Source organism: Halomonas sp. C22 (assembly GCF_007655045.1).
GTDB classification, from domain to species: Bacteria; Pseudomonadota; Gammaproteobacteria; order Pseudomonadales; family Halomonadaceae; genus Vreelandella; species Vreelandella hamiltonii.
The window spans coordinates 387,214-407,935 of sequence record NZ_VBVC01000001.1; the positions used below are offsets into that span (position 1 = coordinate 387,214).

The 20,722-nt window shown below is 63.6% G+C and carries 16 protein-coding genes; 14 read left to right on the forward strand and 2 right to left on the reverse strand.

The window, feature by feature from the left end:
- The first annotated feature begins 95 nt into the window (after positions 1-95).
- The 4 genes from FEU76_RS01820 (at position 96) to FEU76_RS01835 (ending at position 5,144) form a co-directional block, all read left to right on the forward strand.
- Positions 96-1,244, forward strand: a complete 1,149-nt coding sequence (locus FEU76_RS01820) for an exonuclease SbcCD subunit D (protein WP_144979872.1) — start codon at positions 96-98, stop codon at positions 1,242-1,244.
- Positions 1,241-3,841, forward strand: a complete 2,601-nt coding sequence (locus FEU76_RS01825) for an AAA family ATPase (RefSeq protein ID WP_144979875.1) — start codon at positions 1,241-1,243, stop codon at positions 3,839-3,841. The genes FEU76_RS01820 and FEU76_RS01825 overlap by 4 nt, the downstream gene beginning before the upstream one ends.
- An 89-nt stretch (positions 3,842-3,930) precedes the next feature.
- The gene (locus FEU76_RS01830; protein WP_039175704.1) at positions 3,931-4,656 is read left to right on the forward strand and encodes a tellurite resistance TerB family protein; all 726 of its coding nucleotides are present in this window, start codon (positions 3,931-3,933) and stop codon (positions 4,654-4,656) included.
- Positions 4,657-4,664: 8 nt separating this feature from the next.
- Positions 4,665-5,144, forward strand: a complete 480-nt coding sequence (locus tag FEU76_RS01835) for a phosphatidylglycerophosphatase A family protein (RefSeq protein WP_446497370.1) — start codon at positions 4,665-4,667, stop codon at positions 5,142-5,144.
- Positions 5,145-5,249: 105 nt separating this feature from the next.
- Here FEU76_RS01835 and FEU76_RS01840 read toward each other — a convergent pair whose 3' ends face one another.
- Both FEU76_RS01840 and FEU76_RS01845 read right to left on the reverse strand, forming a co-directional pair.
- Entirely contained in the window at positions 5,250-6,632 is a 1,383-nt protein-coding gene (locus tag FEU76_RS01840) for an NAD-dependent succinate-semialdehyde dehydrogenase (RefSeq protein ID WP_144979878.1), read from the reverse strand.
- A 167-nt stretch (positions 6,633-6,799) separates the two neighbouring features.
- Entirely contained in the window at positions 6,800-7,711 is a 912-nt protein-coding gene (locus tag FEU76_RS01845) for a LysR family transcriptional regulator (protein WP_144979881.1), read from the reverse strand.
- 139 nt (positions 7,712-7,850) lie between these two features.
- Here FEU76_RS01845 and FEU76_RS01850 point away from each other — a divergent pair, with 139 nt between their 5' ends.
- The 10 genes from FEU76_RS01850 (at position 7,851) to FEU76_RS01895 (ending at position 20,701) form a co-directional block, all read left to right on the forward strand.
- Positions 7,851-9,362: a CoA-acylating methylmalonate-semialdehyde dehydrogenase gene (locus FEU76_RS01850; RefSeq protein WP_039175712.1), complete on the forward strand. Its 1,512-nt coding sequence runs from the start codon at positions 7,851-7,853 to the stop codon at positions 9,360-9,362.
- Positions 9,363-9,413: 51 nt separating this feature from the next.
- Complete coding sequence (locus FEU76_RS01855) at positions 9,414-11,081, forward strand: GMC family oxidoreductase N-terminal domain-containing protein (RefSeq protein WP_144980293.1); 1,668 nt, start codon at positions 9,414-9,416, stop codon at positions 11,079-11,081.
- A 190-nt stretch (positions 11,082-11,271) separates the two neighbouring features.
- Positions 11,272-11,475 (forward strand): cold-shock protein, encoded by a 204-nt coding sequence (locus tag FEU76_RS01860; RefSeq protein ID WP_009101184.1) that lies wholly within the window; start codon positions 11,272-11,274, stop codon positions 11,473-11,475.
- A 222-nt stretch (positions 11,476-11,697) separates the two neighbouring features.
- On the forward strand, positions 11,698-13,467 hold the full coding sequence (locus tag FEU76_RS01865; RefSeq protein ID WP_144979884.1) for an SLC13 family permease: 1,770 nt from the start codon (positions 11,698-11,700) through the stop codon (positions 13,465-13,467).
- Positions 13,468-13,539: 72 nt separating this feature from the next.
- Positions 13,540-14,205: an alpha/beta hydrolase gene (locus tag FEU76_RS01870; RefSeq protein ID WP_144979887.1), complete on the forward strand. Its 666-nt coding sequence runs from the start codon at positions 13,540-13,542 to the stop codon at positions 14,203-14,205.
- 50 nt (positions 14,206-14,255) lie between these two features.
- Positions 14,256-14,945, forward strand: coding sequence for a hypothetical protein (locus tag FEU76_RS01875; RefSeq protein WP_144979890.1), 690 nt, complete (start codon positions 14,256-14,258; stop codon positions 14,943-14,945).
- On the forward strand, positions 14,942-16,432 hold the full coding sequence (locus tag FEU76_RS01880) for a complex I subunit 5 family protein (protein WP_144979893.1): 1,491 nt from the start codon (positions 14,942-14,944) through the stop codon (positions 16,430-16,432). Before FEU76_RS01875 ends, FEU76_RS01880 begins: the two co-directional genes overlap by 4 nt.
- Entirely contained in the window at positions 16,429-17,934 is a 1,506-nt protein-coding gene (locus tag FEU76_RS01885; RefSeq protein ID WP_144979896.1) for a complex I subunit 5 family protein, read from the forward strand. Before FEU76_RS01880 ends, FEU76_RS01885 begins: the two co-directional genes overlap by 4 nt.
- Positions 17,931-19,700 carry a proton-conducting transporter transmembrane domain-containing protein gene (locus FEU76_RS01890; RefSeq protein ID WP_144979899.1) on the forward strand — a complete coding sequence of 590 codons (1,770 nt, stop codon included), beginning with the start codon at positions 17,931-17,933 and terminating at the stop codon, positions 19,698-19,700. The genes FEU76_RS01885 and FEU76_RS01890 overlap by 4 nt, the downstream gene beginning before the upstream one ends.
- A complete protein-coding gene (locus tag FEU76_RS01895) occupies positions 19,697-20,701 on the forward strand; it encodes a YihY/virulence factor BrkB family protein (RefSeq protein WP_039175725.1) in 1,005 nt (334 codons plus the stop codon). The genes FEU76_RS01890 and FEU76_RS01895 overlap by 4 nt, the downstream gene beginning before the upstream one ends.
- The last annotated feature ends 21 nt before the right edge of the window (positions 20,702-20,722 follow it).

Genomic DNA, 20,722 nt, shown 5'->3' on the forward strand with positions numbered 1-20,722 from the left:
CCCGCCCTCGTGCGGGGCTTTTTGTGCTCGGCTTTTGTGCGTCGTTGGCCATCGGGTTGGTATGATGCGGTCATACTTTCTGGATCGAGCCTGTCATGCGACTACTTCATACCGCCGACTGGCATTTGGGTCGGCTGTTTCACAATCTCTCGCTGCTGGACGACCAGCGTCATGTCCTGCAACAGCTGCTGACGATCATCGACCGTGAGCGCGTGGATGCGGTGCTGATTGCTGGTGATATCTACGACCGCTCGGTGCCCCCGGCAGCGGCGGTGACCCTGCTGGATGAGATACTGGCCGAGCTGTGCGAGAAACGTGGCCTGCCGGTCATCATGATCTCTGGCAACCACGATGGCGCCGCGCGGCTGGGGTTTGGGGCGCGTCATCTGCGCCAGGCCGGGTTACACATCCTCACCGATTTGGCCACCTGCGATCAGCCGGTGACGCTTGCCGTCGATGGCACGACGGTGGATGTCTTCGGTATTCCCTACGCCGACCCGGAGTACGTGCGCAGCGAGTTTGGCGCCGACGTGCGCGATTTCGATGCCGCCCACCGCCACCTGCTGGAGCGTATTCACGCCCAGCGCCATCCCGCGCGCCCGGCGCTGCTCATGAGCCATTGCTTCGTGGAGGGCGGGACGGCCAGCGAGTCCGAACGCCCGCTCACCCTGGGCGGTGCCGAAAGCGTTGCCTGGGAACCCATGCAGGGTTTCGATTACGTGGCGCTGGGGCACCTCCATGGCCCCCAGTACCGCGGAAGCGAGCACATCCGCTATAGCGGCTCGCTGCTGAAATACAGCTTCTCCGAGGCGACGCAGCGCAAGGGCGTCACCCTGGTGGAGATGGGCAGCGAAGGTCTGGTGAGCATCACCCAGCATCCGTTGACGCCCAGGCGCGACGTGCGCGTGCTGGAGGGAGAGTTGGCGCAGCTGCTGGCCATGGGGGGCGAAGACCCCGGTGCCGATGACTACCTGCTGGTGCGCCTCACCGACCGGCACGCCATTCTCGACCCCATGGGCAAGCTGCGGGCGGTGTATCCCAACGTCCTGCATCTGGAGAAGCCCGGCATGCTGGAAACGGCAGGTCGCCAGTCGCTGAGTCGTGAACGACTCGCTTTCAGCGCGCTGGACATGTTCAGCGATTTCTTCGCCCAGACCAGCGGCGAGCCCATGAATGACGAGCAGGCCCGCGCCATGGGCGAGCTGATCACCGCCCTTGACCGCGAGCAGGAGGGGCCAGCATGACGCCTTTGACACTGACCCTGCAGGCCTTTGGCCCGTTTGCCCGGCGTGACACCATCGACTTCACCGCGCTGGGCAAAAGCCCGCTGTTCCTGATCAATGGCCCCACCGGTGCTGGCAAAAGCTCGATACTCGATGCCATCTGCTTCGCACTTTACGGCCAAACCACCGGCAATGAACGGGACGCTGGCCAGATGCGCTGCGACCAGGCTGCGCCAGACCTGCTCACCGAAGTCACCCTCACGTTTCGCCTGCGGGAAAGCACCTATCGGGTGCGCCGCGTGCCCCAGCAGGAGCGTCCCAAAGCCAATGGCGAGGGTACCACCACCCAGGCTGCCGAAGCCCAGCTGTGGCGGCTGACCCCAGAAGGTCAGGAAGACGAATGCCTGGTGGCGCGCAAGGTCACCGATGCCAATGGCCAGCTGCAGCAGTTGCTGGGGCTGGATGCTCGTCAGTTTCGCCAGGTGATGGTGCTGCCCCAGGGCAAGTTCCGCGAGCTGTTGCTGGCAGGCTCCAAGGAACGCGAGGAGATTTTTGCCCAGCTGTTTCAGACCCAGATCTTCCAGCGCATCGAACAGCGCCTGGCGGACCAGGCCAAGCACATCGTGCGTGAGGTGAACGACCACCGCCAGCGTGTACAGGGCATGCTGGCGGCCAGCGATGTCGAGAGCGAAGCCGCCCTGGAAGCTGCCCTCGCTGCGCTGGCCCCTGACCACCAGACCGCCAGGCACGACCTGGCCCTGGCCGCCGAGCAGCGGGAGCAGGCCGTGGCGGCCGCCCAGTCGGCGGCAGCGCTGGCCCGCCAGTTCGCGCAGCACGCCGCGCTGGTCAATGCCAAGGCCGCGCTGCTGGTGCAGCAGCCGGCCGTGCAGCGTGCCCAGCAGCAGCTGCGTCAGCATGAGCAGACCCAGGCCCTGGCAACACCGTTTTATGCCCGGCAAAGCGCCCAGCAAAACGCCACGGCGGCCCAGCGCGAGTGGGCCGCCGCCGAACAGGCCATTGCCCCGCGCCAAGCGGCTCACCAGCAGGCTCAGGAAACGCTCGAGGCGGCCAATGCCCAATATGAACAGCTGCCCGCCCTGCAACGCCAGGCCTATGCGCTAGAGCAATCTCTCGATCAGTGTCAGGCATTGGCCACGCTGGAGAAACAGCAGCAAGCGCTTGCCCAGCAAGTGGCCCGGGCGCGCGAAAATGCACAGCAGAAGCAGCGTGCGGCCACACAACAGGAGCAGCACGCCATCGAGCAGGAGATGCGCTGGCACCAGGGCCAGGCGGCTCTGCTCGCTGAGCAGCTGGAGGGTGGCCAGCCTTGTCCGGTGTGTGGCAGCCGTGAGCATCCCGCGCCTGCCTCGACGGCCCAGCTACTGGTCACGCAAGAGGAAGTGAAGCAGGCGCGCAGCGCCCATGAGCGCGCTCGACAGGCATGGGTGAGCGCCCAACAAGATGCCCAGCGCCTGGAGCAGCAGGCCGAGCACGTCGGTGAGCAGTGCCAGAAGCTGCGCGAACAGCTGGGCGATAGCGCATCGCTGGAGAGCGTGAATGCCTCGTTAGCGGCCGTGAAGCGTGAGATGGACACCTGCGAGCGGAGCTGGAAAGCCGCCCAGAGCCAGGCCCAGACCGCCCACACGGCGTTCACCCAGGCGCAAACCACGCTCACTCAGACAACCCAGCGCCAGGCCGAGGCGCAGCGGACGCTGGAAGCGGCCCAGGCCGAGTGGCAAACGGCCCTGCAGGGTAGCCCCTTTGAGGATGAGCAGGCATTTATTAATGCCCGTCTGGACACCACCGAGCAGCAGCGGCTAAGTGACGACGTGGCGCGCTTTCAACGGGAACTGGCCAGGCTGGAAGGGCAGCTCGAAGCCAGTGCGCCGCTGCTGGAAGGCAAGACGCCGCCCGACGTTGCTGCCCTCGATGCCCAGGCTGACAACAGCAAGGCCCGGGAGGAGGCGTGCCGACAGCATTACCAGCGGCTGAGCGCACGGGTAGACCAGCTCACTGCCACGCGACAGCGATTGGCAGAGGCGCGCAATGTGGAGGCGGCCCTGGACGAGCAGTACAAACTGTGGGGTACGCTCAGCGAAGTGGCCAACGGGCGCACCGGGAATCGCATCAGCTTGCAGCGCTTCGTGCTGGGTGTGCTGCTGGACGATGTGCTGATTCAAGCCTCCGCGCGCCTGGTGCGCATGAGCCGCGGGCGCTATCAGTTGGTGCGACGAGAAGACCCTTCCAAAGGTAATAAAGCCTCCGGCCTGGAGCTGGACGTGGCCGATACCTATACCGGCAAGAATCGCCCGGTGGCGACGCTTTCCGGCGGCGAGTCGTTCATGGCTGCGCTGGCGCTGGCGCTAGGGCTTTCCGATGTGGTGCAAGCCTATGCAGGCGGTATTCAGCTGGATACGCTATTCATAGATGAAGGCTTTGGCAGCCTCGACCAGGACGCGCTGGACCAAGCCATCGCCATGCTCAGCGAGCTGCAGATGAGCGGGCGCATGATCGGCATCATTTCGCATGTCAGCGAACTCAAGGAGCAGATGCCGATTCGTATCGACGTGCTGCCCAGCCGTCAGGGCAGCACGGTCGTGGTGAAGGGTGAAGGGTGACGAGCCCGGCGGTTCACGTTGCGTTCATGTTCGATGCTTTATAACCAGAACCGATCAATTCACGATGATGACCCGAAGGGGGAGCAAGGATGAATGCGAGCAAGATTCTCCAGCAGTTGATGAATCAGGCCAGTGGTGGCAAAGGCGGCCGTGGTGGCATGGACGTGCAGGGCATCATGGATGGGTTGTCGCGGCAGTTGGGCGGCAGTGGCAGCCAAGCGGCGCGCTCCGGCGGCAGCTCGGGCGGGTTCGACATGAAGAGCCTGCTGGGTGGCGGGGCCATGGGCATGCTGATTGGCTCCAAGCGAGGCCGCAGCATGGGGGGCAAAGCGCTGAAGTATGGGGCCATTGCCGGGGTGGGCGTGTTGGCCTGGAAAGCCTGGCAACGCTCCCAGGCCAACGGCGGTGCCACGGCGGCGTCGGCAGAAGGGGAGCGTGTCGAGGTACTCAGCGGTGAGTATCAGGAGCGCCGCAGCCTGGAGCTGTTGCAAGCCATGATCATGGCAGCCCGCGCCGATGGCCATATCGATGAACAGGAGCAGGCGCTGATCACTCAGCAGATCGATGCGCTGGGTGCCGACGACGAGATGCACCGCTGGGTAGAGCAGCAGCTGCGCGCCCCGCTGGACGCCAGGGCACTGGCTCGTGAAGCAGACTCCCCCCAGGCCGCCCGTGAAATGTACCTGATCAGCGTGGCGGTGACCGACGACCAGAACCCCATGGAACGCGCCTGGCTGGACCAGTTGGCCAGCGCCCTGAACCTGTCGCCCGACATGGTGGCAGAACTGGAACATCAGGCCCAGCAGGCCAGCTGATGCTCGATATCGTTGGCACTGCCAACTTGTGGTTAGCCACCGGTTTTGGGCTGGGGCTGATGCCCGTGGCCCCAGGCACGTTTGGTTCCTTGCTTGGCCTACCGTTGGCCTGGTGGCTGTCAGGTCGCTCGACCCGTCAGCAGGTGGTCATCATCACGCTGATGCTGTTGGCCGCCGTGCCGGTGTGCCACATGGCGTCCCTGCATTTTGATGGACAGGATCATGGCAGTATCGTCGCCGATGAATATGTGGCTTTCCCCTTGGCAGTGCTGGGGCTAAAAGCTGCCCGCCATCCGCTGGTGTTGGCCTTGGCGTTCGGCGTCTACCGCTTCTTTGATGGCCTGAAACCACCGCCTATTCATCTGGCGGAACATGTTACCGGGGGAGTGGGGATCGTGCTGGATGACGTGATTGCTGCGCTGGTAAGTTGGCTGGTGGTCGCGTTGCTGGTGACACTATGGCAGCGTCGGCAGCAAAAACTCGCCTAACGCCACTTTTTAAATGCGCCACTCATAAAGACGCCGCAGGTCGAGAAAACGACACTGCGGCGTTTTTATGGGTTAGCCCATCTTGAGCCGATGGGCTTGGTGATGTTAGCTTTGCACCACAATCACCGATTTAGCGTTGACGAACTCGTGCATGCCAAAGCCGCCGTGCTCACGACCGTAGCCTGAATCCTTCACGCCGCCAAACGGCATCTCGGGCGTGGCCACACCAAAGCCGTTGATGAACACCATGCCGGTATCGAAATACTTGCTGGCCAGCTCGGTGGCACGTTTCACGTCCTTGGAGATGATGCCGCCGCCCAGGCCGTAACGGCTGTCGTTGGCGATGCGCATGGCGTCGTCGTCATCCTTGGCGCGAATCAGCGCCGCCACCGGGCCAAACAGCTCGTCGTCGTAGGCGGGCTGACCGGGGGTGACGTCATCCAGCACCGTGACCGGGTAGAACGCGCCTTTGCCTTCCGGCTTTTCACCGCCGCAGAGGATTTTCGCGCCCTTGCGCACGCTCTCTTCCACCTGCTCGTGAAGGGTATCGCGCAGATCCACGCGGGCCATGGGGCCCAGGTCGCTGTCTTGCTGGCTAGGGTCGCCCGCTTTCAGGTCCTTCATGCGCGCCACGTAGCGCTCCTTGAACGCTTCGTAGTTCTTCTCGGTGACCACGAAGCGTTTGGCGGCCACGCAGGTCTGACCGCCGTTGAATACGCGACCGGTCACGCAGGTGTCGATGGCCACGTCCAGGTCGGCGTCGTCCAGCACCAGATAAGCGTCGTTGGAGCCCAGCTCCAGCACGGTCTTTTTCAGGTGCTCGGCGGCCTTGGCGGCCACTTTGCGACCAGCGCCGTCGCTGCCGGTCAGGGTCACGCCCCGCACGGCCTTGTGGGCGATGATGTTGTCGGACACTTCATGGGAAATCACCAGAGTGCGGAAGACGTTTTCCGGCAGGCCCGCCTCACGATAGATCTTTTCCAGCAGCAGGCCACTGCCGGTGACGTTTTCGGCGTGTTTCAGCAGCACGCCATTGCCCGCCATGATGTTGGCGATGGAGTAGCGCACGACCTGGTAGGCAGGGAAGTTCCAGGGCTGAATGCCGTAGATCACGCCCATGGGCGAGTAGGTGACGAAACCGTGCTCGCCATTACCGGGCTGGCGCTCTTCATCGGCCAGCTTGGTGGGGCCGTGTTCGGCGGTGTAGTCACAAATGCCCACGCACAGATCCACTTCCTGACGGGCCTGCTCCGGCAGCTTGCCCATCTCTTTCACCATGAGCTGGGCCAGGTCTTCCCGATGCGCTTTCAGCGCCTGGCCAATGGCCTTGACCACACGGGCGCGTTCGCCCAGAGAGGTCAGCCGCCAATCGAGAAAGGCCTCATGACAGGCCTCGACGACCTGCTGAGCCTGCTGGTCATCCATCAGTGTGTAGGATTCGAGGGTATCACCCGTGGTGGGATTGACGGTCTTGATCGTGTTGCTCATAAGATCTCCTATCTTTAGATCAACGGGACGTGAGGGGGTAGACCACACAGCGGCTAGTCGTTCCTTTAGGCCGACTGGTCTATTCACGCTGATTTTCCACTTTAGTAGAAAAATCCCCATTTGCCCAAATTTCGCGGTCTGTTCACCCGCCCACCCTTTGGCGCTTTTTATGGCGCCAGGGAAGGGCGGTGGGCCCACACGGTATCCAGGGTGTCCAGCGCTGCCTTGATGGTGGGCTCCATGGCGCGATCCTGTCGCCAGATCAGGCTCAAGGCGCAGGGCAGGCGAACGTGCTCGGCCACTGCCAGCCCGCTCTCCTGGCGCTCGGCCATGGCCAGCGCGTCGCGGGCCAGGCTCAGACCGACCCCGGCGCGCACCAGGTCCAGCATGCAGGCTTCCTGGTCGACCTGTGCCACTCGGTGCGGCGTGGCGCCGCTGGCAGCCAGCGCACGCTGGAGCAGGCGCGAGTGGGCCGACACGCTGGGGGTGACGATCCAGGGGAGGCTGGCCAGCGCTTCCCAGCGGGTGTCGGCCAACTTGGCCTCCCAGCCCGGGGGGGCCACCACGTGGTAATGAAAGTGGGTCAGCTCACGCCAGGCCAAGGCGTCATGGGCCGGGCCTTCGCCGGGCGGTGCCAGAAAGAAGCCCACATCCAGCTCGCTGTGCACCACGTCTTCCAGCACGCTGCCGCTCATGCCGTGGTGCAGCTCCGTTTCCAGCTGGGGCGCGCGGGCCATCAGGCGGCTCAAAAAATCGCCCAGGCGGATGAATTCAGGGTCCACGATGGTGCCGATGCGCAGCTTGCCGCGCAGGGTGCTGTGCAGGGCACTGGCGCTTTGTTCGAATGCCAGCGCACTGGCCAGGGCGTTTTCGGCGGCGGGCAGCAGGGCATAGCCATCGGCAGTGAGGCGCAAGCCCTGAGGGCGGCGGGTGAACAGTGTCAGGCCAAGGTGTTGTTGAAGCTGCTTCAACTTTAGGCTGACGGCAGGCTGGGTGAGGTGCAGCTGTTCAGCGGCGCGAGACACGCTGCCGGTATGGGCAACGGCCACAAAGGCCCGTAGCGTGGCGTACTCCTGCATGGTCGATGCCCTTCGTTGTCATGTTATTAGCAGAGCTTATATCCGGGTTAAAAATTACTCAATTGCTTGGCCTGTGGCGCCGGGTAGTCTAGGGCAGATTCTCCTCATCACTTAAACGATGTTTATAAAGGTAGCGACAATGACAACTCACGCCATTCACCACTTCATCAACGGCCAGCGCAGCGAAGGCACCTCTGGTACTTCCCAGGACGTTTTCAACCCGGCCACGGGTCAGGTCACCGGCCGCGTGGCACTGGCGTCGGCGGCGGATGTGGACACGGCCGTGCAGGCGGCCCAGGCGGCCTTCCCTGCCTGGGCCGACACGCCCCCCATTCGCCGCGCTCGGGTGATGTTCAAGTTTCTGGAGCTGCTCAATACACACAAGGATGCGCTGGCCGAGGCGATCACCAAAGAGCATGGCAAGGTGTTCACCGACGCCCAGGGGGAAGTGGCGCGTGGCATCGATATCGTCGAGTTTGCCTGTGGCATCCCTCAGCTGTTGAAGGGTGACTATACCGAGCAGGTGAGTACCGGCATCGACAACTGGACCGTGCGACAGCCGCTGGGCGTGGTGGCCGGGATCACCCCGTTCAACTTCCCGGCCATGGTGCCCATGTGGATGTTCCCCATCGCGATTGCCGCCGGGAATACGTTCATTCTCAAGCCCAGCCCGCTGGACCCCAGCGCTTCGCTGATGATTGCCGACCTGTTGCAGCAGGCGGGCCTGCCGGATGGCGTGTTCAACGTGGTGCAGGGCGACAAGGACTCCGTGGAAGCGCTGATCGATCATCCGGAGGTGAAGGCGCTGTCGTTCGTCGGTTCCACCCCCATTGCCAACCTGATTTACGAGCGCGGCGCGAAGCACGGCAAGCGCGTGCAGGCGCTGGGCGGCGCCAAGAACCATATGGTGGTGATGCCCGATGCCCATCTGGACAAGGCCGTCGATGCGCTGATCGGTGCCGCCTACGGCAGCGCCGGTGAGCGCTGTATGGCCATCAGCGTGGCCGTGCTGGTGGGCGACGTTGCCGATAAAGTCGTGCCGATGCTCACCGAGCGAGCCCAGGCGCTGAAGGTCAAGGATGGCATGCAGCTGGATGCCGAAATGGGCCCCATCGTGACCCGCCAGGCCCATCAGCGCATTACCGGTTACATCGAAAAGGGCGTGGCCGAGGGTGCACAGCTGATCGTCGATGGCCGTGAATTCGACGGCGCCAACGCGGGAGAGGGCTGTGCCGAGGGGTTCTGGATGGGCGGCACGCTGTTCGATCACGTGACCCCCGACATGACGATCTACAAAGAAGAGATCTTCGGCCCGGTGCTGGTGTGCGTGCGCGTGCCGGACGTGGCCACTGCCATTCAACTGATCAACGACCATGAGTTTGGTAACGGCGTGAGCTGCTTCACCGAAAGCGGTAGCGTTGCCCGTGAGTTTGGCCGCCGTATCCAGGTGGGCATGGTCGGCATCAACGTGCCGATTCCCGTGCCCATGGCGTGGCACGGTTTCGGCGGCTGGAAGCGCTCGCTGTTTGGCGATACCCATGCCTATGGCGAAGAGGGCGTGCGCTTCTATACCAAGCAGAAGTCGATCATGCAGCGCTGGTCTGACTCCATCGACGCCGGTGCCGAATTCGTGATGCCCACGGCGAAGTAACGCCCGCTCTTCACCGGAGTCATCTGCATGTCCAACAATACAACTACCCCCATGGCGGCTCGTGCCGCCATGCAATGCTTTGACTATATCGTGGTAGGCGCAGGCACCGCAGGGTGCCTGATGGCCAACCGACTGAGCGCCGACCCGAACAATCGGGTGCTGCTGATCGAAGCCGGTGGCCGAGACAACTACCACTGGATTCATATACCCGTCGGGTACCTGTATTGCATCAATAACCCGCGCACCGACTGGCTGTTTCGCACGGAGCCCGACCAGGGGTTGAACGGTCGCTCGCTGATCTATCCGCGCGGCAAGACTCTGGGCGGCTGCTCCAGTATCAACGGCATGATCTACATGCGCGGCCAGGCGCGGGATTACGACCACTGGGCGGAAGTGACCGGCAGCGATGCCTGGCGCTGGGAGAACTGCCTGCCGGACTTTATCAAACACGAAAACCACTACCGATTGGATAAAGGCAGCGACGGTGATGACACTCACCGCGCGTTTCATGGCCACGGCGGCGAGTGGCGGGTGGAGAAGCAGCGCCTAAAGTGGCAGGTGCTGGATGACTTTGCCGAAGCTGCCGTTCAGGCCGGTATTCCTCGAACCGAGGACTTCAATCGAGGTAGTAACGAAGGCGTTGCCTATTTCGAAGTCAACCAGCGCGACGGCTGGCGCTGGAACACAGCCAAGGCGTTCTTGCGCACGTCCTTGAAGCGGGACAACCTGACGCTGTGGCACTCCACCCAGGTGAACCGGCTCTGCTTCGAGCGTGATCAGGCCGTCCCCCGCTGCGAAGGAGTCGAAGTGGTGCGAGCAGGCAAGACTCTGCGTGTGCAGGCCAGCAAGGAAGTCGTGCTGTGTGCCGGCGCGATTGGCTCGCCCCACCTGCTGCAGTTATCGGGCATCGGTCCCGCCGAGCACCTTGCCGAGCATGACATCGAGGTCGTGCACGACCTGCCGGGGGTGGGCGAGAACCTGCAAGATCACCTCCAGATACGTTCGGTGTATCGTGTCAGCAATGCCAAAACGTTGAACGCCATGGCCAGCACGTTATGGGGCAAAGCCGGTATCGGATGGGAGTACCTCACGCGGCGCACGGGACCCATGAGCATGGCGCCGTCGCAGTTGGGCGCGTTCACGCGTAGTTCCGACGACCAGCCGTATCCCAATATCCAGTACCACGTGCAGCCGTTGAGTCTCGAAGCCTTTGGGCAGCCTCTGCACCCGTACCCTGCGATCACCGCCAGCGTGTGCAACTTGAATCCTACCAGCCGAGGCACCGTGCGCCTGAAAAGCGCCGACCCGCGCCAGGCACCTGCAATCGCGCCGAACTATCTGAGCACCCCCGAGGACCGCAAGGTGGCCGCCGATTCGCTGCGGGTGACGCGACGCATCGCCGAGCAGCCCGCCTTTGCCAGATACGCCCCGGAAGAGATCAAGCCGGGCGTGGAGTACCAGACCGACGAGGAGCTGGCCCGTTTGGCAGGGGATATTGGCACGACGATTTTCCATCCGGTCGGCACCACGCGGATGGGAAAAGACGACGACCCCATGGCCGTGGTGGATGCGCAATTGCGGGTTCGCGGGGTGTCTGGACTGAGGGTGGCCGACGCAGGAGTGATGCCCACCATCACCAGTGGTAACACCAATTCGCCGACGCTGATGATCGCCGAAAAGGCCGCCGGATGGATTTTGGAAGAAAATTCATTGCACTGACATTTTTTTCCATCATAGTGTTGACGTGCAGCGTCGTTAAGCGCATGCTGCATGCAGTTGGTTAGCAAGTCGAACGTAGTCAGCAGTATCGAAACGCTCTCGCGTTGAGTCTGGTGAAAGTTTCTTGTTCTACCCACTGCAACTCGGGTATTACCCGGCTCTTCATTAAGCTAAATCGAGGATTTCGATCATGGCAACTGGTACCGTTAAGTGGTTTAACGACACTAAAGGCTTCGGCTTCATTTCTCCGGACGACAATGGCGACGACCTGTTCGCGCACTTCTCCGAAATTCAAGCTGACGGCTTCAAAACTCTGCAAGACGGCCAGAAGGTTTCCTTCGACGTCACCCAGGGTAAAAAAGGCCTTCAGGCTTCCAACATCAAAGTTCTGTAATCTGAACGAATGATGTTGTCAGCTGACCTACGGGTCAGTCTGTAGAAAAACCCCGCCTTCGTGCGGGGTTTTTTGTTTGTCACGATTTTCGCTTCACCCCTCACCCCTCACCCCTCATGGATATATTCTATTTTGTTCTTACTGTGTTTCTAAAAATAACTTTTTAGAATATTAGGCAGGCGGCACAATATCCCCAGGTTCGTTTATCAAGGATATGGGTTTATGTCGCTGGATGCCTGGATTGCCGTTGGGGTGGTGCTGACGATTTTCCCCCTCATGGCGCTGTCGCGCCTGGGCCCCGATATCATTCTAATGGGGGCCGTGGTGGTATTGCTGACCCTGGGGGTCATCGACCCGCAGCAGGCGCTGGGAGGCTTCTCCAACAGCGGTCTGTTCACCGTGGCGTTCATGTACGTGCTGGTGGCCAGCATCCGTGAAACCGGCGGCATCGATTTGATCATTCGCTATGTGCTGGGTCGCCCAGCCACCGAGCGGGGCGCCCTGACCAGGCTGCTGCTGCCGGTGGCAACGCTGAGCGGCTTCCTCAACAATACCCCGGTGGTGGCCACCTATATCCCTGCGGTGATGAGCTGGAGCCGCCGTTTGAAGTTGTCTCCCCAGCGGCTGCTGATGCCGCTGAGCTTTGCCTCCATTCTTGGCGGGACTATCACGCTGATCGGCACCAGCACCAATCTGGTGGTGCATGGGCTGCTGGTGGAGCGCTACCCGGAGCTGGCCATGGGGCTGTTCGACCTGGCTTGGGTTGGCCTGCCGGTGGCTCTGGCCGGGCTTACCTACCTGATCGTGCTGGGGCCGCGCATCCTGCCTGCCCGCAAAGGCGTCGCCAGTGCCTTTGCCAACCCGAGGGAATTTACCATCGAGATGGAGGTGGACCCCACCGGCGTGCTGGTGAACCGCACCGTGGAGGAGGCGGGGCTGCGGCATCTTCAGGAGCTGTTTCTGGTCGAGATCGAGCGTGACGGTAACGTGGTCAGCGTGGTGGGGCCGGGCGAGCAGCTCAAGGGCGGTGACCGGCTGGTGTTCGTGGGCACGTCGGCGGCGGCCGTGGAGCTGCAGCAGATCCGGGGTCTGATTCCCTCTCGGGATGGCGCTTCCAGCCTGGAGAAGGAGTTCAAGGAGCGACGGTTGGTAGAAGCCGTGGTCTCCAGCCAGTGCCAGTTCATTGGCCAGCGTATTCGCGACGGCCGCTTTCGAACTCTATACGGGGCGGCGGTGTTGGCGATTTGCCGCGGCGGCGAGCGGGTGACCGGCAACCTCGGACAGGTACGTCTGCAGCCAGCGGACGTGCTGCTGCTCGAGGCTCGCCCGCCGTTCATCGAGCGCCATCGCCAGTCCAGGGATTTCCTGCTGATCAGTGAACTCAACGGTGCGGCCAGGCCGGTGCATGAAAAGGCGCCGCTGGCTTGGGCGATCCTGCTGGGGGCGGTGATGCTGGCGACCTTTGGCGTGCTCAGCATGCTCAATGCCGCCATGCTGGGCGCTGCCATGGTGCTGCTGACCGGTTGCTGTACAGTAGGCGCGGCCAAGCGGGGTCTGGATACTCAGGTTCTGCTGACCATTGCGGCCTCGTTCGGCGTGGGGGCGGCGCTGCAAACCTCTGGAGCAGCCGACGTGATGGCGGGCGGTATTCTCTCTCTGGTGGCAGGTAATCCCTGGCTACTGCTGTTGGGCACCTACTGCGTGGTGGCGCTGCTCACCGAGATGGTGACCAATAACGCGGCGGCGGTGATCATCTTTCCGGTAGTGATGGCGGCGGCCGAAAGCCTGGGCGTCAATCCCATGCCCTACGTGGTGGCCGTCATGTTTGCTGCGTCGGCCAGTTTTCTGACCCCCATTGGCTACCAGACCAATCTGATGGTGCATGGCCCAGGGGGGTATCGGCTAGGGGACTTTCTGCGCGTAGGAGGTGGATTGAACCTGCTGACCGGGGCCATTGCGGTGACGTTGATTCCGTGGGTGTGGCCGTTTTAAGCGGGGAAGGACTCGCCCAACGCGTCGCTTTACGCTAGGGTGGCGCTTTTGAAAGCCACCAAGGAATGCGACATGACAGCTCCAGGCGAACTGATTATCGAGCCGCAACATGGTCAACCCGCCGATGCGTGCGTGTTCATCATTCATGGACTCGGTGCCGACGGGCACGATTTCGAGCCGCTGGTGCCTGCGCTGGCCTTGCCGGAAAGCGCCCATGTGCGCTTCATCATGCCCCATGCGCCGCGCCTGCCGGTGACCATCAATGGGGGCATGGTGATGCCTGCCTGGTATGACATTCTGGCCATGGACCTGGGGCGCCGGGTCGACGAAGTGCAGCTGAAAACCTCCGCTGCGCGCATTCAGGCGCTGATTCAGGAGCAGATCGATCAAGGCATCGATAGCCAGCGCATCATCGTGGCGGGGTTCTCTCAGGGCGGCGCGGTGGCCTATCAGGCGGCCCTCTCGTTCCCCCAGCCGCTGGGCGGGTTGCTGGCGATGTCGACCTACTTTGCCACCGCCGACAGCATTGAACTGGCCGAGGCCAACCGCCATATCCCCCTTGAGGTGCATCATGGTAACTTTGACCCCATCGTGCCTGAAACGCTTGGCCGCACTGGCGCCGAGCGTCTCAAGGCGCTCGGTTACTCGGTGAACTATCGTCAATATCCCATGGCCCACGCGCTCTGCCCGCAGCAGGTCAACGATATTGGCAGGTGGTTGAGCGAGCGGCTCGCGTAGTACGGCCTCCTTTTTCGCTGGCCAATGCACAGGATAGGCGGAGGCACTTCATGATGTCGGTGGATATATTGGAAGCTGGGCTGGCGCTGTGCCTGGTGGCAGTGGCGCTCGCCTGTCTGTTGGACCGCCATCTGCTGCGGACCTGTCGGCTGTTTTTGCTGTTCACGCTGCTGATGAGCCTGGCCTGGTGGCAGTGGCAGGCGCCCTGGTTGGGGCTGATGGAGCTGGTGCTGGGTGGCGCGCTCACCGGCGGCAGCTTCTTCTATGCCCTGAAGGCATTTCCCTCGGCTCACCCGGAGGCTGCCCACTACGACCGAGTGCAGCACGGGGCCGGGCATGTCATCAGCCGTGGGCTGCTGGCGCTGGCGTGGAGCGTGATGATCGGCGCCGCGCTGCGCTACCTCTTGCCCGACATGGCCTACTCGTTGAGCGAACACCCCTTGATGCTGGCGGCGGTCGTCATGGTCTCGGCGGCCATGGGGGCTTTTGCACTGCATCGACACTGGCTGCGTCGGCTGATGGCCTTCAACGTGCTGGGGTCGGGTGTGTTTCTGCTGTTGGTAGGCATGGCGGGCCCCTTGCCCAATGCCCAGGCGTTGATTGGCGTGGGCTTGCTGATTGCCTGGCTGGGCACCCTGCTGGGCGTGCTGTTGATACGACATCTGCTGCAGCTGGAAGGGGTGTCGGCCCTGGTCGATGAGCCGTCAGACTCCCAGGCAACCCGAGAGGCTTCGCAATGAGCTGGCGTTTTGGCTTGCATGACAGCACTTTCGAGCCGTTGTGGTCGACCCACTGGGCGCTGCTGGTCGTTCTGCTGCTACCTGCCCTGTTAGGCCTGCTGGGGGCCTGGTTGCGTCCCGCGCGCATGGTGCCCGTCCTGCTGGCCTGTACGCCGGTGCTGGTAGCAGGCCTGTGGATGGTCATGGATGCCCAGCAGGCGGGCGTGTTGCGCTGGCAGTGGCAGCTGGCAGGGGTGGATCTGGCGCTGCGCTTCAGTGGCGTGAGCGGCTTCATGCTGCTGATTACCCAGTGGGTCGCGTTGGCCGCTGCGCTGTATACCCCTGGGCACTTGGCGCTTTCCCGGCCTGGCTCCCAGGGGCGCTGGCTGTGGCCGCTCATGGGCGTTCTGGTGAGCGCGCTGTCGTTGATCTGGATGGCGGCCGATTTGCTGACCCTCTACGCCGCTTTGGAGCTGATGGGGCTGGCCGCCGTCGGCATGCTGCTGCTGTCGGGCAAGGGCAGTGCGCTCAAGGCCGGTATGCGCTACCTGCTGCTGGCGTTGGTGGGGTCGTTGGCGTTCCTGCTGGGCATTGCCCTGCTGCTGGGGTACTGGGGAGAACTGACGCTGATGGGCCTGGCCCAAGTCGTCGAGCCAGGCCCGGTGAGCTGGGTCGCGGCGGCACTGATGGGCGCGGGGCTGGCGCTGAAGGCTGCACTGTTTCCGCTGCATGGCTGGCTGACCCCGGTGCACGAAAACGCCTGGACGCCGGTGAGCGCCCTGCACGCGGCGCTGGTCATCAAGGCCTCGCTGTTCATTCTGCTGATGGTGTGGAGCGTGCTGTTGCCCGATACCTGGCTGGCCCCGCAGTTGGTGGGCTGGCTGGGAATGGCGGCCATCCTGTGGGGCGGGCTGGTGGCATGGCGGGCAGCGTCGCTGAAAACCCTGATCGCCTCGTCCACGGTGGGCCAGCTGGGCTATTTGATGGTGGCATTTCCGCTACTGCTGGGGCCGCAAGCCTCGCCACTGCCCCAGGCGCTGGCCTGGGAGGGTTTCTGGCTACAGCTGATGGGGCACTCGCTGGCCAAGGCGGCGATGTTCCTGGCGGCCGGCAACCTGCTGCTGGCCACCGGCAAGAGCGCTCTGCAGGCGCTGGCGGGCACCAGCCGCCGATTGCCACTCTCGCTGCTGACTTTCGGCATCGCCTCCATCACGCTGATGGGCCTGCCACCCAGCAGCGGTTTCACGGCCAAGTGGCTGCTGCTGCAGGCCATGGTGCTTACTCAGCAGTGGCTTGCCGTTGCCGCCCTGTTGGTGGGCACCCTGCTGACCGCGGCCTACGTGTTCAGGGTCTTTCGCTACTCGTTCGATGAAACCGCACCGCGCCATGACTACCAGCCGTTGGCACCGGGCATGGATGCGGTGGCACTGGCGCTCGCCCTGGCCGCGCTGCTGCTGGGTCTGTTGGCCCACTTGCCGTTGGCCCTGCTACAAGGAGGTGGCGCATGAACGCAGCCTGGTTACCGCTGACCACACTGGCGACGTCCATGCTGGCCGCCGTGGCCATTTTTGCGCTACCCGAAGAGGCGCGGCGCTGGCGTACCGGCATCAACCTGCTGGCGGCGGTCAGCAAGATCGTGCTGGTCGTGCTGATGGTCGGGCGCGTGGCGGAAGGCTACGAGGACACCTTCAGCTTCCAGATTGTCGAGGGCGTCGATTTCGTACTGCGCGCCGATGCGCTGGGCGTGATGTTTGCCGGGCTCTCATCGCTGCTCTGGCTGTGCACCACGGTGTACGCCATTGGCTACCTGGAGCATGCGGCCAACCGTAAGCGCTTCTTTGGCTTTTTCAGCCTCTGCGTGGCCAGCACGCTGGGCATTGCGCTCTCCGGCAACCTGTTTACCTTCCTGATTTTTTACGAAATGCTGACGCTGTCGACCTACCCGCTGGTAGTGCATTCGGGCACGGCCAAGGCGCTGGCGGCAGGGCGCGTGTATTTGCGTTACACCCTGACCGGCGGGGTCGTGCTGTTGTTGGGGGTCGTGCTGCTGTATAGCCTGACAGGCGACCACTCCTTTGCCTCCGAGCGGGGTCTGTCGCCTTACCTGGCAGACCACCGTGGCCTGCTGACGCTTATCTTCGTGCTGCTGGTCGGCGGCCTGGCGGTCAAGGCGGCCATGGTGCCGCTGCACGGCTGGCTGCCCAGAGCCATGGTGGCGCCTGCGCCGGTGAGCGCGCTGTTGCATGCCGTGGCGGTGGTCAAGGCGGGGGCCTTCGGCATTCTCCGCGTGATCTATGACCTCTACGGGATCGAGCTGAGCGTCGAACTGGGGGTGACCACGGCTTTGGCCATCGCGGCCTCCATCACCATCATCTATGGCTCGCTGAGGGCCATCGCTCAGCAGGAGCTCAAGCCACGGCTGGCCTTCTCGACCATCAGTCAGGTGTCGTATGTGATTCTGGGGGTCAGCCTGTTTGGGCCTTTCGGCACCATCGGTGCGCTCGCCCATCTGCTCCACCAGGGGCTGATGAAGGTCACGCTGTTTTTCTGTGCGGGCAACTACGCCGAAGAGCTGGGCATTCATCGCATCGATGAGATGGACGGTGCTGGCAAGCGCATGCCGCTGACCAGTCTGGCCTTTACCGTGGGGGCGCTGGGCATGATCGGGCTACCGCCCATCGCGGGGTTCATCACCAAGTGGTACCTGGGCATTGGCGCCATTCAGGCTGAGATGTATTGGGTGGTGGCGGTGCTGGTGGCCAGCAGCACGCTGAATGCCATTTACTTTCTGCCTATCCTGCATCGGCTCTGGTTCCGGCAGGGGCCCGATCACGGGGTGGGTGCGTGGCCCAACGAGCAGCGTCTGGGGCGCCTGGAAACCCATGGCTGGCTGTTGTGGCCAGCCGTGTTTACCGCGCTGGCCAGCCTGGGGGCTGGGCTGCTGGCAGGCTTGCCGTTTAGCCCTCTGGACTGGGCAACTCGGGTGGCGGTAGGGGAGTATCTACCATGATGACGACACTGCTGCTGGCCGTGGCCTTGCTCTGGCCGCTGTGCGTGGCTGCCGGGGCGGTATGGCATGCCTATCGCACCCCGCCAGCGCAGCGGCGCTACTGTTCCTGGCTATGGGGCAGCGCCGCCTGGCCCGCGTTACTGCTGGCTTATATGGCTGAAGGCCGTTGGGTGCTGGAAGCCTGGATGCTGGGGGGCTGGTGGGAGCTGAATGCGCTCAGCCGCCCCTGGCTGGCCTTCAGCGCGCTGCTATGGAGCCTGGCAGCGCTGCATGCCCGGGGCTACTTTGCCGCCGAGGAAGCCTTGGCTCGGGGGGGCGATGACGACGCCCAGCGGCGCTTGCAGCGGTTGACGCTGTTGTGGCCCCTGGCCCTGCTGGGCAATGTCCTGCTGATCCTTGCCCAGGACATTGCCAGCTTTTACCTGGGCTTTGCGCTCATGACCTTTGCCGCCTACGCGCTGGTGGTGCATAGCGGCAGCGCCGAGGCGCGGCTGGGGGCTCGGGCCTACCTGATCCTTGCCGTGCTGGGCGAAGGGCTGATTCTGGGGGGGCTGCTATGGGCGGCTGGCTCCATCGACACCTTGACCCTGGAGGGCGTTCGCGAGGCCATTGCTCGCTCGGAGCACGGTGCCTGGATGGCACTGCTGCTATGGCTGGGGTTTGGCGTCAAGGCCGGGGTGGTGGGGCTGCATGTGTGGCTCCCGCTGGCCCACCCGGTCGCCCCTGCGCCTGCCAGCGCCGTGCTCAGCGGTGCCATGATCAAGGCCGGGCTATTGGGCTGGCTGAACGTGCTGCCCCTGGGCGAGTCGGGCCTGGCGCCTGAACTGGTACTGCTTGGCCAGGCCATGATGGCGCTGGGGCTGGCCGCCGCGTTCGGGGCTGCCCTGTATGGTGTGTGGCAGCGTCACCCCAAGGCCGTACTGGCCTATTCGAGTATCAGCCAGATGGGCATGCTGACGGCGCTGGTAGGCACCGGGTTGACGGTGCCTCAGGCGTGGCTACTGCTGCTGCCCGGACTGGTGCTGTTTGCGGCCCATCATGCGCTGGCCAAAGGGGCGCTGTTCATGGGAACCAGCGTCAGCGAACACATGCCCCGCTGGCGTGTACCGCTGCTGTTTGCGCTGATGGCGCTGCCGGGCGTATCGCTGACAGGTGCCCTGGCAGCCGGGCTGGTCAGCAAGTGGGGAGTCAAATCGGTGCTTTACGATGCCCAACTGACCACGCTGGTGCTGTTGCTGACCTGGGCGGCCGTGGGCACCTCGCTGCTGGTGAGCGTGTGCCTGTGGCGGCAGTGGCAGCTGCGCAAGAGCGGGGGCAGCCACCCCATGCAGTGGGGCGCCTGGTTGGCCGCCGTGGTGGCCGCGCTGGCCACCCCGCTATGGCTGCCGCTGTACGGTGCCGAGGTGCCGCCGTTGGCCGAGTGGGCCGGTATCGTCTGGCCTTTCCCGGTGGGTCTGTTGGCGTTGGTGGTAGCGCTTTCCCTGCGCCAGCGTGTGAAAGTTTCTCCACCGCCAGCGGGCGATCTATGGTGGCTATACGCGCCGCTGGCAGGCTATGCCCTGCAGGGCTGTCAGCGCTTCAGTGATGCGCTGGGGCGCGTCAAAGCTGCGTCGGTGGCGCACAGCCTGGCTTTCGAGCGAACGGCCATGCAACTGCTCAGGCATAGCCTGCGTGCAGAGCCCTGGCTGCGCCAGCACGGCAGCGGGCTGATGATGGCCATGGCCGTGCTGCTGGCGCTACTGTTGATGTGGGAGGGACGGGCATGAGCAAGCCGCAGACGGGGTCGCAAGCGTACCAGGAAGACCGAGGGCGTCAGGCCGTGACGCCGGATGACATACCCCGGCTGGGCTGGCTGGATATCGGCTGGCGCGTGTTGAGGGCGGCCCGCCGAGACCGGGTGACCATGTACGCTGCCTGCGTGGCGTTCTACGCCTTGCTGGCGCTGTTCCCCACCATAGCCGCCGTGATTTCCATTTGGGGGCTGCTGTTCGACCCGGTAGAAGCAGGGCGCCAGCTTTATGAAATCAGCCGTTTCATGCCGCCCGATGCGGCCAACCTGATCGACCAGCAGGCCCAGGACGTGGTGGAAAGTGCCCAGCGTGGCAACGTCATGGCCGCCCTGGCAGGGTTGCTGGTGGCCATGTACATCGCTTCCAAAGGGGTGTCGGCGCTGGTGGTGGGGCTCAACGTGGTTTACGGCGAGCGTGAGAAGCGGCCCGCACTGCTGCGCCTGGTCGTGCTAGTGGCGCTGACGTTTGGGCTCATCGGCATGACCCTGGTGTCGCTGGGGTTCATTGCCGTGGTGCCCATGCTGGTGGAGTGGCTGATGGTGGAGCCTCCCTTTGACAAGCTGTTGCAGTGGCTGCGCTGGCCAGCGCTGCTGGTGCTGATGAGCCTGCTGATTGCGCTGTTGTATCGCTTTGCACCGTACCGCCGAGCGGCCAAGTGGCGCTGGCTGAGCTACGGCACGCTGCTGGCCACCGCCACCTGGCTGCTGGGGTCTGGGGGGTTGTCGCTTTACGTGCGCTACTTCTCCTCTTTCAGCGAACTTTACGGTTCACTGGGCGCCGTGGTGGCGCTGATGCTGTGGTTCTGGATGTCGGCTTTCGTGGTGCTGCTGGGGGCCGAAATCAACTGTGAAATGGAGCGCCAGACCTACCAGGACACCACCACAGGCGAGCCGCGCCCGCTGGGTGAAAGAGACGCCTTTGCTGCGGATACGGTGGGCGTGAAGACCCCCTGGCAGGATCGCGACTCGCAGAATTGAACAGCGGCGACCGCCCAGCCA